At 31.2% G+C, this 14963-nt stretch carries 11 protein-coding genes and 1 tRNA gene; 8 read left to right on the forward strand and 4 right to left on the reverse strand.

Annotated features, from left to right (window positions below):
* Positions 1 to 52: 52 nt before the first annotated feature.
* The 4 genes from D1815_RS09375 to D1815_RS09390 all read right to left on the reverse strand — a co-directional run bounded on the left by D1815_RS09375 (position 53) and on the right by D1815_RS09390 (position 6417).
* Complete coding sequence (locus tag D1815_RS09375; RefSeq protein WP_118386728.1) at positions 53 to 4021, reverse strand: DUF4114 domain-containing protein; 3969 nt, start codon at positions 4019 to 4021, stop codon at positions 53 to 55.
* A 160-nt stretch (positions 4022 to 4181) separates the two neighbouring features.
* Positions 4182 to 4994 (reverse strand): glycosyltransferase, encoded by an 813-nt coding sequence (locus D1815_RS09380; protein ID WP_051336367.1) that lies wholly within the window; start codon positions 4992 to 4994, stop codon positions 4182 to 4184.
* 671 nt (positions 4995 to 5665) lie between these two features.
* Positions 5666 to 5740: transfer RNA gene (locus D1815_RS09385), tRNA-Pro, on the reverse strand.
* Positions 5741 to 5799: 59 nt separating this feature from the next.
* Complete coding sequence (locus tag D1815_RS09390) at positions 5800 to 6417, reverse strand: hypothetical protein (RefSeq protein ID WP_027395675.1); 618 nt, start codon at positions 6415 to 6417, stop codon at positions 5800 to 5802.
* A 108-nt stretch (positions 6418 to 6525) separates the two neighbouring features.
* Here D1815_RS09390 and D1815_RS09395 point away from each other — a divergent pair, with 108 nt between their 5' ends.
* The 8 genes from D1815_RS09395 (at position 6526) to D1815_RS09430 (ending at position 14952) form a co-directional block, all read left to right on the forward strand.
* Positions 6526 to 8808 (forward strand): TonB-dependent receptor, encoded by a 2283-nt coding sequence (locus D1815_RS09395; RefSeq protein ID WP_118386729.1) that lies wholly within the window; start codon positions 6526 to 6528, stop codon positions 8806 to 8808.
* 44 nt (positions 8809 to 8852) lie between these two features.
* On the forward strand, positions 8853 to 9974 hold the full coding sequence (locus D1815_RS09400) for a PQQ-dependent sugar dehydrogenase (protein ID WP_118386730.1): 1122 nt from the start codon (positions 8853 to 8855) through the stop codon (positions 9972 to 9974).
* Positions 9975 to 9989: 15 nt separating this feature from the next.
* Positions 9990 to 10454 carry a cytochrome c gene (locus tag D1815_RS23910; RefSeq protein ID WP_118386731.1) on the forward strand — a complete coding sequence of 155 codons (465 nt, stop codon included), beginning with the start codon at positions 9990 to 9992 and terminating at the stop codon, positions 10452 to 10454.
* A gap of 149 nt (positions 10455 to 10603) precedes the next feature.
* A complete protein-coding gene (locus tag D1815_RS09410; protein ID WP_118386732.1) occupies positions 10604 to 11356 on the forward strand; it encodes a hypothetical protein in 753 nt (250 codons plus the stop codon).
* Between the two features lie 45 nt (positions 11357 to 11401).
* Positions 11402 to 12487, forward strand: coding sequence for an anhydro-N-acetylmuramic acid kinase (locus D1815_RS09415; protein WP_118386733.1), 1086 nt, complete (start codon positions 11402 to 11404; stop codon positions 12485 to 12487).
* Between the two features lie 96 nt (positions 12488 to 12583).
* On the forward strand, positions 12584 to 13192 hold the full coding sequence (gene udk, locus D1815_RS09420; RefSeq protein ID WP_118386734.1) for a uridine kinase: 609 nt from the start codon (positions 12584 to 12586) through the stop codon (positions 13190 to 13192).
* A gap of 40 nt (positions 13193 to 13232) precedes the next feature.
* A complete protein-coding gene (locus D1815_RS09425; protein WP_369862757.1) occupies positions 13233 to 13592 on the forward strand; it encodes a septum formation initiator family protein in 360 nt (119 codons plus the stop codon).
* Positions 13585 to 14952 carry a methylmalonyl-CoA mutase subunit beta gene (locus tag D1815_RS09430; RefSeq protein ID WP_118386735.1) on the forward strand — a complete coding sequence of 456 codons (1368 nt, stop codon included), beginning with the start codon at positions 13585 to 13587 and terminating at the stop codon, positions 14950 to 14952. Before D1815_RS09425 ends, D1815_RS09430 begins: the two co-directional genes overlap by 8 nt.
* Positions 14953 to 14963 lie beyond the last annotated feature (11 nt).

The raw sequence follows: 14963 nt of genomic DNA on the forward strand, positions 1-14963 counted from the left end.
AAGTGATCTTTTTATTTTTTTATTAACAAGATTAATCGGTAAATTAATACGTTTAATAAATCATAAAACTGCCAACGTATCTGGTTGATTGATCCCCAATAACAATATATCTATATACTCCTGGACTTAAATTTTTAGGTATAAAAGTTATTGTATTAAATGGATCAACTGAATTTTCTGATTCTTCTTGTACTACTTTTCCAAGTACATCAACAACCCTTAGATTTACTTTTTTATGGGCATTTGGAAATGCTATATTAGTAGATTGTCTAAATGGATTTGGGTAAGTTACTAATTGGTTAATCGATTCTTCTTCTATTTCATCATCAGTTTGATCTATTTCTTGACTTGTAGTAAATGCTAGGTTAGAAACACTTACGTCAAATGAAGAAAAGTCTACATAATTACCTTGTATAGAAAAAACAATACTTCTAATATCCTGTAATTGAGTTCCATTATCTCCATTAGGGTTTGTAAACTCCGAAAACGGTATATTAAATGTTTGCATATTTCCATCTCCAGAAATAATATATCGTAACCTATTCTCCCAATCCGCTAATTCCTTATTTACAAGAATAACTTCTACTTCTGTATTCGCTTGTAATTCAAATTCCAATTCATTGTATTCTGACACATTCAATGTTAAATCTCCACCCAGTACACTTCTAAATATATTTAGTGTTTCTTTTACAGAACCTTGTACCATTACGTCTCTTTCTATCAAATAATCATCACTATCATTTTCTGTAATTTCCTCTTTTACAATTTCGAAATTGGTTACATCCACTCCTTCCGAGTTATAATCAAGACCCCAAGGTCCATCGGCAAGATATAAAGCATCTGTTTTATCATTAACGGTAACCGCAAATCCAATATCAAATAAATATCCAGTATCTATAACGATGGTCTCTTGATAAGATCCAGACAATGAAATTGATGAGATCATTAATTCTTCATTGGATAATTCTGTAACTCTTTTATTCCCTCTAAAATCAAATTGATCGACTTGATTTTTATTCACTATATCAAGAATCAACTTTCCATCTTTATAATATCCTTTTTGCACAAATACTTCTGGAATATTAGATGGGATAAACATCTTACCTAAACCTTTATCTTCTAAAAGTTTATCGATAATGGTATTCGCTATATTTACCACTTGTGGAATAGAACCTCCCCAAATTTGGAAGTTCAAATAGTCTCCTTCTGGATATTGATCAATATTCCAAAGACTATACAATTCATTTTGAAACTCATCTATTCTCACTGAAAAATGTAGCGCTTGTTCTAATTCTCCCGAAGGCCTTCTTATCTTAGTATTTACCAAAACATAGTCTCGAACGCTAAGGGTTCTTATATCCTCTACAACTGAACCATTTAATCGGTCACAAATTGTTTTAGAATGATCATAAATTGTCCCACTTGTTACGGTCGCTAGACCCGCGCCAACTCTACTTTCATTATTATAATAATCAATCGAAAACACAGAAGATGCATTTGTTATACCTATTAAATCCTCTGGTGTAGAAACATAAGAAGTTTCTGTTCCAGCCGCTCCCGTTTGTGGAAAGTAAATGCTTAAATCATCATTATTTCTTGTTTTATAGGATATACGGCCTGGTTTAAACTCTTTTTGTAATTTCTTTTTATTGTTAACTTCATTAGTTTTTGATCTAGTAAAATTTCTTTTTGCTATTAAAGTAGCTAAATCTCCATTACTTTCTAATCCACCATCATTGGCTGAAGTTACCTCACTTTCTTCTTCCAAATCAATTATATTACTTGTTTTGATAGCAGAATATTGATCTGCGGTAATATAAAATAGTATATCATTAAAATCATTATCAACGCTCGGATAGTCCCTTCTTTCATCTTCAAATCCTAATACAACCGCTTCGTTTGCATCATCTTTTAGTAATATGTTATGTGGTCGTAATGACTCATCACATTCTGGATTAAACTCAGTCTGAGAATACAATTGCCAAATTCCTTCATCTATACTACTATTATCCCAAGCATCTACCAATAAAACCCATCCAATTCCTGTATTAGCTGGAAAACTTCCCAGATCAACTGTATTACCTGTAATCAATCCGCCACCACTTCCTGAAGCAGAAGAATTAGGTAAGATCACAGTAATATCTTCTGGTTCTGGAGCCTTTGTTAACGGTAAATTTGTATTGTATGTATAATACCCTAAGATATTTTCATATAGTGTATTTTCATTAATAAAAGTGATCGCAACATTTGTAGCTTGCTCTAATATAATATCAGTATCATAACCTCCATATATATAATTAGGATTTAAATCTACTACAGAATCTCCCTCTGGTAATGCGGTATCAATTTTGGTTAAAAGGCCAGAATCTATAGTAATATCTGCTACCAAATAATCTGGTACACCATCGACATCAAATGTCCCCAAATATTGATATCGTTCTCCTGTACTAGCCACAGGAAAACTGCTTGGTGTTTGATCTCCATTTTCTGAGTCAAAAACAGTTTCTTTTATATCAAAACCATCATCAAGTCCATCCTGATCAAAATCGCTATTAGCTAAAACGGTATCTGCTACACCATCATTATTGGTATCATAAGCATCTACAGTGTCTAAAACTCCATCATTATTTGAATCTGTATCAAGAAAATCCGGAGTATCGGTATTATCAGTATTTATATATCCCTGAGGAGTTCCGCCTTGATCAGGATCAAACGAGTCATCTATTCCATCTCTATCCTGATCCAATCCCGATAAAGAAACAAAGGTTTCACGGTTTTGTCCTTCTATAAGATCTATAATTCCATCTTGATCTGCATCAATATCGTAAGGATCATAAATTAAATCTCCATCAGCGTCATCTGGAAAAAATGCAACTCCTGTTTGATCAACATCAACTACATCTGCTATACCATCCAAATCAGAATCTTGAAAACCGGTATCTTCACTATTAAACAAACCATCACCATTAGTATCATAATCTCCGAGACCTGCCTCTACAATATCATAAATCCCGTCATTATCGCTATCTAAATCTAACGCATTAGGAATACCATCTCTATCAATATCAAAGGCTAAAGAAACTCCACTATTACAAGTATTACCAAAATCAGGATCTAAGTAATTAAAAATCCCATCGTTATCATCATCCCCATATGGATCTATTCCCCCTCCTTCTACAACATCAGGTATCCCGTCTCCATCAGTATCTTTATCAAAAGGATCTAATACCTCATCTCCATCTGCATCAATTGGCGAAACACCTGCTGCACATTTAAAACCATCATTCTGATTGGTTACATCTGTATTATTTAATAGCGTAGCATAAGGTGATACACCCTCATATTCATTAATCAAATGCAAACCTCCTTTATTACTGGACACATACAATCTATTACTAGTATCTGTATAACAAGCTCCAAAAGTATCATTAGGTAAATCTGTTACTGTTTTAGAACTAAAAACCGGAGTCGATGATGACAAATCCCATTTATAAACTTTTCCTTTACTACCTCCATAAAGATCTCCATCTATAAAAACAATATCTGCACACGTATTGGGAGAAGCCTGATTCGCCACTATTATTTCGAAAGTTGGCGATGTTGATCCATCATAACTCTGAAGATTAACAATTTTATGAAAAGACTGCCTTCCTTGTGCATTCTGGAAAACCCATAAGTTACCCTCATCATCAACATCTGCAGCATAACCTCCACCAAAACTAACACCTCCATTAGAGGCAACGGCTCCTAGATCAATTACTTGATCTATACCAATTCGCAATAAATGCTTATCATTACTTCTAATAGCATATAAAAAATCATCAACCACATTATAACCTCCAGCATTATAACTAGGTGTCGTATGTAGTGGTTCAGAATAGGTTCCTGTCACAGGATCATAAGATCGTAATGATCCCGAAATTACTTGATAAAATTTAGCTTCATCACAATCAAAAGGAAGCTGAGCGTATGAAAATTTTACAGTAACAAGTAATAATATAAATAGTAAAGTTTTTTTCATTGGAGATAAAGTTGTTTTGTCAAGGTCTTAAATATTATTTTCTATCAAACTTCATGAATACACAGCACTTAAATATTTTTTGACATAGTTATAACAAGAGTGCTCTTAACATTAATATCGCACCTTATTTTTATTGAGGTTTTAACAATAAACAAAGTAGTTATTTAACCATAGACATTTCTTTTTCTTGATTAAAAATAGGTTGTAAAACAGGCCTGTTTTTCCTTTTAAAAATATTCACATAATTAATCCAGATAAGAATCAGATTAAGGGGAATCAAAAAAGAATCTTTTAAAGTAATTTTAGAACCTTCTACTTCTATCCAACTATCCAAAGGTTCTTCGCTTATAGTATTCAGCAAATCATTTAATCCGATATGTTTTTTAAGTCTTAGAAAAATTTCTATATCAAACAACCATTTGCTAATGAACTTTCTATGATAAATGTTTTTGATGATTTCTTTTTTGAAAACTTTTGCTCCACACTGCGTATCTTTTATCGGTAATTGTAAAATAAATTGAATAAAAAATCCTACAAAATTGGACAATGCCTTTCTTGTAAAACTTCTTTTTATATCATCCGAATCATCCGCTTTTCTAGAACCAAAAACCATTGATAGTTTACTCTCACTATTTAGTTTTTGTACCAACTTATCTAATTCTTCTAGAGAGGTAGAAAGATCTGCATCCAAAAATGCTACATTATCAATAAATGGTAAAGAGTTTAGATAGTTTGCTCCTGTTTGTACAGCGGTAGCTTTACCCTGATTTTTCTCTAAATCTATTACGTGAATCTTTTTTTCATTAGTCTTTTTCAATTGATGTAACATTCTAGAAGTATCATCTGTACTCCCATCGTTTACAAAACATAAATAATAATCATCGTGATTGGTTAAAAAATTGCAAAACTTCTCCTTGTCCAATCTATAATATTCATTATAGGCTGGAATAATAATTCCTGTCTTTTTAGTCATTGTATTTTTAGATTTGGATGTACCTTATAAAACTTATGATAAACGGTTTAACAAAGTACCTTAGAATAATTTTTTGTTCTTTTTTTAAAAAACGTTATTTCTTACTCTTAATGGTTCGTATTTCTTCTGGGGCTTCCTGAAGATCGCATCGTTTGCACTAGTATTGAGCTCTGATTACCAGCGCATTGTAAAAGTAAATGAATCACGGTTTAGTTGTTTGCGGTAAAACCGCAATAGTTTTACGTTATGTTAAAAAAACGTGTATTTCATCGCTTTTTTATGCATTTAACATTTTTTTTAACACGTTTTAACACGAAAAAAAGTTTTCGTACTACAAATAAAATCATTTAATACAAGTAATAAACAATAAAAAAATGAATAATTTAGGGGAAAAAACCCTTTTTTAACAATTAACAATTAGGGGAAAAAACCACTTTTTTGGTTTTTCCTAATCAAAAATTACTTTTTTTAAATGTTTCTTGCTCCTAAATGATAAAATACTTTGTGTTATTCAACAAGTTTGCGAATTGACACAGAAATACCTTTTAAAACTCAAAAAATTAATAATCAAAAGAATAACAAGCTAAAAAGAGAAGGTTATACTAAAATGAAATATTATATGATTATTTAAAATAAAAAATCCAATCACAGAAGTGATTGGATTTTTTTTGTCGGGGTGGCAGGATTCGAACCTGCGACCTCCGCGTCCCAAACGCGGCGCGATAACCGGGCTACGCTACACCCCGAAAAGGTTATCCTTTTTGCGGGTGCAAATATAAACAAACTCTTTTATTAAAACCTACTATTATTTTAAAATTCTTTTAAACTGAAGGTTTAATAAATATCCTAATTTCTTATAACATTCTCCAATTCTTAGAATTGTTCCGAATTCTCCATATGCATAGTTCCCTATAATTTTTGGTGTCTGTGTAGCATATAATACATTCTCAGGATCTAACGGATCAACAAATTTTAAGGTTACTTCTAACTTAGCTTCTTCTCTACCAACACTTGCACCACCTCCATAACCTGGGTAAATCCAATCTCCTTCTATAATTAATAAATAATTCGTTTTTTCTTCGGATTTCACAAATCTTAAATCACTATACTCTTCTAACGCTTTATTTATCCCATCTAAAAAATCAATCTTCCAAGTTGTTTGTTTAGCTTTATTATATTCTGCTAACCACATATCCCCTTTCGTTGGATCTTTTTTATTTCTCCTATCCTTCATATATACTATAAACTCTTCTTCAGATATATTATCACTCAAAAAAGTAATATCCTCCGGAAATGTAAGCTGGACACCTATGCTAGTTTCGTTTTTTAAAAAGTTTAGTTTTTTCTTATCTATTTTAATTCTTTGAGCAACAGAAACCGAACTGAACGCTATAAAAACAATACAAACTATTTTTCTAATCATTTAATAACTTATTTAATTGATTTCATTTTTTGATTTAGCAGCAATTATAAGTTATTTTTAAGAACCAATACATAATTAGTTCCCGATATTTGATCAAAATTGCACCTTTTGAGAAAAACAATATTACTTCTTTTCCTTTTCGTTACCTATAGTATTCAAGCTCAAGTAGAAATTTCTGGACTGATTATAGATAAAATAACATTACTCCCGATTAGTAATGCCAGCATATTAGATATAAAAACAGGTCAAAAAGTACTATCCAATGAACTAGGTAAATTCGAAATGATCAGTTCTGGAAATATTGAAATTTCGTTTACAGGTTACCAAAGTAAAATAATTACAGCCCTAGAGAAACAGTATTTAATTATACCTATCGAAACTAAAGTAAATGAATTACAAGAAGTTTTCATTAACACGCAATCAATTCCTTTACAAAAAAAATATGCTACAGATGCCATAACTATTCTTAATACACAAGACATTAATAGAGGTAATACGATTGAGCTACATCCAATTCTTAATAAAGTCCCTGGAGTTCTTATGCAAAATGGTACTCTAAATACAAATAGAATAACTATCCGAGGTATCGGTGCGAGAAATTTATTCGGTACTGCCAATATCAGAACTTATTTTGGAGATATTCCTTTAACTGATGGTAATGGAGAATCATCTATTGAAGATCTAGAGTTAGGATCCATCTCTAGGATTGATATCCATAAAGGACCATCATCTAGTAGTTATGGTGTTGGCTTAGGTGGTACTATTCTATTAAGACCTGAACTTATTACAAATAAAGGTATAGAAACTTCGTTATCAACAACCCTAGGAAGTTATGGACTCGTGAGAAATGTTGCTAAAATAGCTATTGGAAGCAAAAGATCAAGTATAAATGTTTTATATAGTAACAACCATTCTGATGGATATCGAGATAATAATCAATATACCAGAAATACAGCTACTATAACTTCTTCTTTATACCTCGGAAAAAAAAATGATTTTTCGATAATTGCTAGTTATGTTGATCTAAAAGCGGGTATTCCTAGTTCGTTAGACCAAGATGATTTTGAAAATAATCCAAGACAAGCAGCATTTACTTGGGGGCAATCTCAGGCATTTGAAGATGTTACGTACGGAATATTTGGATTTTCTTGGAAACATCAATACAATGCATCTTTTTCACAATATACAAGTCTATTTACTTCACTCAGAAAAAATTATGAGCCAAGACCTTTTAATATTTTAGAAGAGAAATCTAATTCAGTTGGAATTAGAAGCAGAGTCGTACATAACTCCAGACTATTTGATAAAAAATGGGATTGGACCGTTGGGGGAGAACTATTTTTTGATTTCTATACAGGTAAAACGTTCGACAACCTATATCAAGATTTTCCAACAGGAACTGGCAGTGTCTTAGGAGATCAGCTTTCTAATCTAAATGAAAGAAGAAACTATTACAATCTTTTTGCAGCATCAAATTTATCTATAACAGATAAATTAAAAATCAATGCGGGAATACACCTCAATCAAACATTTTTTAATGTCGAAGATAATTTTTTAGAAGATGGTGATGATAGCTCTGGGAAATTTGAATTTGATCCAATACTATCTCCCAAGATCGGTGTCAATTATGCATTGAATACTAATGTTATCTTTTTTGGAAACATTGCCCATGGATTTTCCACTCCTACTACTTCTGAAACTTTATTGCCTGATGGAGAGTTCAATCCAGAAATACAACCAGAAATTGGATGGAACTATGAAATTGGAACTAGATATAACCTGATGAAAAACAGACTTTACGGTTCTTTTTCTTTATACACCTTAAAAGTAAAAGATCTACTAGTAACAAGGAGAACTGAAGAAGATAATTTCTTTGCTATCAACGCAGGAAAAACAACTCATACTGGAGTTGAAGGAACAGTTAATTATCAACTTATTAAATTATCAAAAAAACAACTAAACCTACAAGTAAGTGGAACACTAAACAATTATAAATTTGACGATTTTGTAGACCTCGATGATGATTTTTCTGGTAATAAACTTACCGGAGCTCCATCACATGTTATTAATTTTGGAATGGATTATATAACTAAAAAAGGAATTTATGGGAATCTAAATTTTCAGATTGTTGGTAGCATCCCAGCAAACGATAGCAATACAATTTTTAGCGATCAGTATGAATTACTAAACGGAAAAATAGGGTATGCAAATTTAATTAATGAGCATATTTCTTTTGATTTATTTCTCGGAATGAATAATATTTTAGACAAACGATATGCATCCCAACTACAGATCAATGCCACGGGATTTGGAGGGAGTCAACCTAGATATTTTTATCCAGGATTGCCTTTCAATATGTATGGAGGGATTAACATAAAATATAGAATATAAATAATTTTTATTTGTAATTTTCAAGTGCAAATCATAATAAAACAATGAACAACCTTTTATTTTGTATATCCGCAGTGTTATCTACCCTCTTCTCTTGTGCTCAAGAAAAGAAAAATGATATATCAATTGATCCTGATCCAAAAAATTATACTACTGAAATTGTCATTCCTGATTTACAAATTCCTTGGGGAATGGCTTGGCTTCCTGATGGAAGTATGCTCATTACTGAAAAAAGTGGTGAATTAATCCATTATAAAAATGAAACAAAAACTATTATCGAAAATGTTCCAGAAGTATATAATCGCAATCAAGGAGGGTTATTAGATATCGAAATACATCCAGAATACGATAAAAATGGTTGGTTATACATTACTTACTCCTCAAGAGAAGGAGCAGAAAAAGGAGGACATACCGCGCTTATTAGAGCTAAATTAGAAAACAACAAGCTTATCTCTATAGAAAACCTATACAAAGGAACTCCGAATACTACGAGAGGCCATCATTTTGGATCAAGAATAGAGTTTGACAAAGAAGGTTATCTTTATTTTAGTATTGGAGATAGAGGAAATAGAGACGAAAACCCGCAAGATATTACCAAGGATGGTGGAAAAATTTATCGTCTCCATGCTGACGGAAGCATTCCTAAAGATAATCCTTTTGTAAAAGAGAATGGTAGCAAAAAAGCGATCTTCTCATATGGACATAGAAATCCTCAAGGAATGGCTATTCATCCAACAAATGACAAAATCTGGGTACATGAGCATGGTCCTAGAGGAGGTGATGAAATTAATATCATCAATAAAGGCTTCAATTATGGATGGCCGGTTATTACTTATGGAATTAATTATAGCGGCTCCACAATTACCGATATTACTAGTAAAGAAGGAATGGAACAGCCTGTTTATTATTGGGTTCCTTCTATCGCTCCTAGTGGAATGGACTTTGTAACTAGTGATAAATATCCTGATTGGAAAAATGATCTTTTAGTAGGTTCCCTAAAATTTCAATATTTAGAATTAGTAGAATTAGATGGCAACAAAGTAATAAGACGAAAAAAAATAATTGAAGATATCGGAAGAGTTCGCAATGTTCGTCAAGGCCCTGACGGCTATATTTATGTTGCTGTGGAAAACAAAGGAATTATAAAAATAATTCCGAAATCATAATTTTTATTAGGTAAAATGAAAAAACGATTCAAACATATCTTACTACTAGAAGTACTTTCTTTATTATTTTGTATTTCGATCATAGCAAAACAAGAAAGTCCTTCAAGAACATATATTTCGGTCAATAATTTAAATTATCAGGATACAGAATTATCTAAAAGTATCACTCGTGGCAAAGAAGTCTATATGGATTTTTGTATGCAATGTCATTTACCTAATGGAAAAGGAACTCCCAAAGTTTTTCCTCCATTAGCAGGTTCCGATTGGCTAGTTAACAAGCGTAAAGAAAGTATACACTCTATTAAATATGGGCTAAATGGACCAATTAAAGTTAATGGGGAATCATATAATAGTGCCATGACTTCATTAGGATTAGAAGACGAAGAGGTTGCTGATGTTATGAATTACATTATGAACAGTTGGGGTAACAAACAACAAAAAATGGTTACTATAGAGGAAGTTATAAGCATTCAAAAGTAATATTCATATATTAGATGTGTAGACAACTAATTAATAACCTAAAACAATCCTACCTCTTTTTTTACATAACAATATTTACATAATTTACGTTACTACTTTTGTAGATCAGAAATATGCACTTTAAAATATAGGTGTAGAAATCAATATTTATGAAATCCTTCTTATTTTTTGTTATACTTCTAGTAGGCTACTCTGCCTATAATCAAGAAATAGACGACATTTCTCCTAATCGATATCGGTTTAAATACAAATCTATTTTATATAAAGGATCTAGGTTACAAATTACTGCACAACTTAGAACTATAAAAAACAGTCCAAAATTCTCTGGAATACCTGAAGAAATTCAAGTTGGACTTAATGAACTATTTATTGACGCCAAAAAACAAGCTTTTCCAAGAGTATATAAAAAGAAAGCTATTTTGTTTCTGGATGCCTTATATAATTATGAGAAATTCGTAATCATGTATAATGGTGCGCTCTACGAAGTTGTTGAAAAACTTAAAAGAGATATGAAACGCATCGATTTTAAGCTCGAAAGACAATACATAAAAGCAAAAACGGCAGTAGATCGAATCAAGAAAGAAGATTCTACAAACACAAAAGAAATACAGTATTTAAGTGAAGAACGACAAAAAAGTTTGGTTAGATTAGCAAGTCATCGATGGATGAAGAATAAATTTGACGGCTATAAAGGCATTAATATTGTAGAAAATCCCGATGATCTTATAACAGAATTCAAAAAAGCTGAAGCAGCGTACATATTTTCTCTTTATGGAAAAAAAACTGTTACCGACATTAAGAACTATCTAGAAAATGAGATTATAGATTTTTACTACAACAAAGCAATCTTAGAAATCGATACAGAAAAACTTGACCTGCAATACATAAATAAATATAATTAGTCAAAGTGATTTTGTTCAAAATATTTTGGTAGTTTGCATCCCTATATGTCCACTTTTTATAAAACATATAAAGTAATTGGATTAATGTCCGGAACCTCACTAGATGGTTTGGATATCGCCTATTGCCACATAAAAAAACACGAGGGCTCTTGGACATTTTCTATTGTCAATACAGAAAACATAGCATACTCTGAAGATTTTAAGAATAAATTAAAAAACACTGTAGATCTTCCCAGTACGGATCTACTAGCATTTCATAATACCTATGGAACCTGGCTAGGAAAACAAGTGGCAAAATTTATCAATAAGAATTCAATAGCTGTAGATTTCATTTCTAGTCACGGGCATACTGTTTTTCATCAGCCTGAAATTGGATTAACCTATCAGATTGGATCTGGTCAGCATATCGCTAATACTTCTAATTTAAAAGTAATTTATGATTTCAGAACTAATGATGTAGCTCTTGGCGGACAAGGCGCACCCTTAGTCCCAATAGGAGACCGACTATTATTTAATAAATATGATTTTTGCCTTAATTTAGGAGGCATTAGCAACATTTCGTTTGATCTTGATGAAAAAAGAATAGCCTATGATATCTCTCCTGCTAATATGTTATTAAATCTTATTTGCAATTCTATAGATCTTGAATATGATGATGGAGGTAAAATAGCAAGAACAGGAGAACTAATCGAAGAATTATACAATACTCTAAACGACTTATCATACTATAAAGATCCTTATCCAAAATCACTTGGATATGAATGGTTCTTAGATAAAATTGTACCAATTATAGAAAAGTCCAATGAACCTGTCGAAAATCTGCTATACACATCTGTTCATCATATAACGGAACAAATTACAAACGCAATAAAAAACACAGGGAAAAAAAAATCATCGATCTTAGTAACTGGCGGAGGTGCAAAAAATGACTTCTTAATAGAAACCCTAAAACAAAAATTACAAAATTACACAACTGTCATTATACCAGAAGAAAATGTCATTGATTATAAAGAAGCATTAATTTTTGCCTTCATGGGAGTTTTAAGGGAGCTAAATGAAGTAAACTGCCTACAATCAGTTACTGGTGCTAAGAAAGATTCTTCCTCTGGAATTATCTGCTATCCTCAATAATTTTTTTTCATTAATCATGTAGGTTATAAAAACTCTCTTACACAAAAACTTAATAACTCAATAAGTATTTCTAAATTTGTCAAAAAAATATTGGGAATGCTAATTATTGGTATAGCTGGAGGAACTGGTTGCGGAAAAACAACCGTAGTAAATCAAATTGTTAACGAATTACCTGAAAATGAAGTATGTGTCATATCTCAGGATTCTTATTACAAAGACACCAGTCATCTTAGATATGAAGAGCGAACAAAAATTAATTTTGATCATCCTCAGTCTATCGACTTTGAATTATTAGGAGAACATCTTAGTGCTTTAAGGAAAGGAAAAACTATTGAACAACCCGTTTACTCCTTTGTGGAACATAACCGCACTAAAGAAACTATATTGACCAAACCTAGTAAAGTGATTATTGTAGAAGGTATTTTAATCCTAACAAACCCTAAAATACGGGAAATGTTTGATATTAAAATATATGTACAAACAGATAGTGACGAACGCTTAATTCGTCGTTTAAAACGTGATATTGCAGAGAGAGGTCGTGATATGGAAGAAGTTTTAGATAGATATCAAAACACGCTAAAACCAATGCACCAACAATTTATTGATCCCACAAAAGAATTTGCTGATCTAATTATTCCAAATAATAATTATAATAATGTAGCAATTGATATAGTTCGTACTATAGTGAAAGAACGCTTGAATTAACTTTTGTACCTTTATAAACTAATAAATATTTTAATCTAAATTGAAGCTACAACGCTATTTCGAAAAGCTTAGGAATACTCCTGCATTGATTCCTGTTTTTGCCATATTTTTTAATAAATATGTGCTTATCATTTTGGTATTCGTAGTGTGGATTCTATTTTTAGACACTAATTCTTGGCTTATTCATAGAGAATTGGATCAAGAAATTAAAGAATTAAAGGATAATAAAGAATATTATAAAAAGGAAATTGTTAAAGATCAAAAGGACATAAAAATTCTAAAAGATAGCGGTGAACTAGAAAAGTTTGCAAGAGAAGAATATTTTATGAAAAGAGATAATGAAGAAATTTACATTATCGAATACGAAGACAGTATCCCTAAAAAAAAGAACGATGACTAAAACTTTATTTAATGATTTCGATAAAGTTTCTGCGAAAGAATGGAAACAAAAAATTCAATTTGATTTAAAAGGTGCTGACTATAATGAAGCACTAATATATAAATCTTATGAAGGTATAGATGTCAAACCATTCTATAATGAAGAAGATATTACTCCAAATCAGAAGAATGTAAATCACCCATCTACCTGGAAAAATTCTCAAAAGATAGAAGTTAAAGATGCAACTACAGGAAATAATGCTGCATTAACTGCAATCAAAAAAGGAGCGGAGAGTCTATATTTTATTATTACCAATGAAAATATTAACCCTGCGACATTACTATCCAATATTTCCCCTAATGTATTTGTCTTTATTGAAACCTTATTCCTATCAACGGATTATGCAAATAAGTTAAACAACCATGTTCTTACATCTAAACTTTCCATCCACCTATTAACCGATATCATTGGAAACTTAGGGAAAACAGGAAATTGGTACGACAGCCTAAAAGATGACCATAATAAATTAGAAAGTATTGTTTCGGAAAATCCTGATTTAAAAAGCAGCATCACGGTAGACCTTAGTATACTGCAAAATGCGGGAGCTACAATGATTCAGCAATTAGCATATGGTATGGCTCACGTAAATGAGTACCTTAATTATTTTGAAAGTAAAAAAGACAATCCTTTTATTAAAACACCTGTTATTTTTAAAGTAGCGATTGGGGGAAATTATTTTTTTGAAATTGCAAAATTAAGAGCATTAAGAATATTATGGGATTCTTTATCCGAAGAATATAATATGTTAAAAAAATGTTATATATTCGCACATCCTTCACACAGAAATAAAACTATTTTAGATTATAATGTAAATATGCTTCGTACAACAACGGAGTGTATGAGTGCTGTTTTAGGCGGGGCAGATATTATTCATAATGTAAGATATGATGATATTTATAATCTTGAAAATGATTTTGGAACAAGAATAGCGATCAATCAATTGTTGATCTTAAAAAATGAAAGTTATTTTGATATTGTAAACAATCCATCATCTGGATCATATTATATTGAAAGCTTAACGAATCAATTAGCGGATAAGGCCCTATCATTATTTAAGAATATTGAAGAAAGTGGTGGTTATTTAAAGCAATTAAAAGCTGGAACAATTCAGAAAAAAATAAAAGAAAGCGCAGATAAAGAGCAAGAACTTTTTGATAAGGAGGAAATTATTTTAACAGGTGCTAATACCTATAAAAATCCTGAAGAAGTAATTCCACCATTACAAAAGTCTTTATTTAAAGAAAAAAATATAAGAAAAACGTTAATAAACCCAATTATCACTAGAAGATTGTGCGAAAAAACAGAGAAAAACTATGTATAACGCAAATAATT

This window comes from Aquimarina sp. AD1, assembly GCF_003443695.1.
GTDB classification, from domain to species: Bacteria; Bacteroidota; Bacteroidia; order Flavobacteriales; family Flavobacteriaceae; genus Aquimarina; species Aquimarina latercula.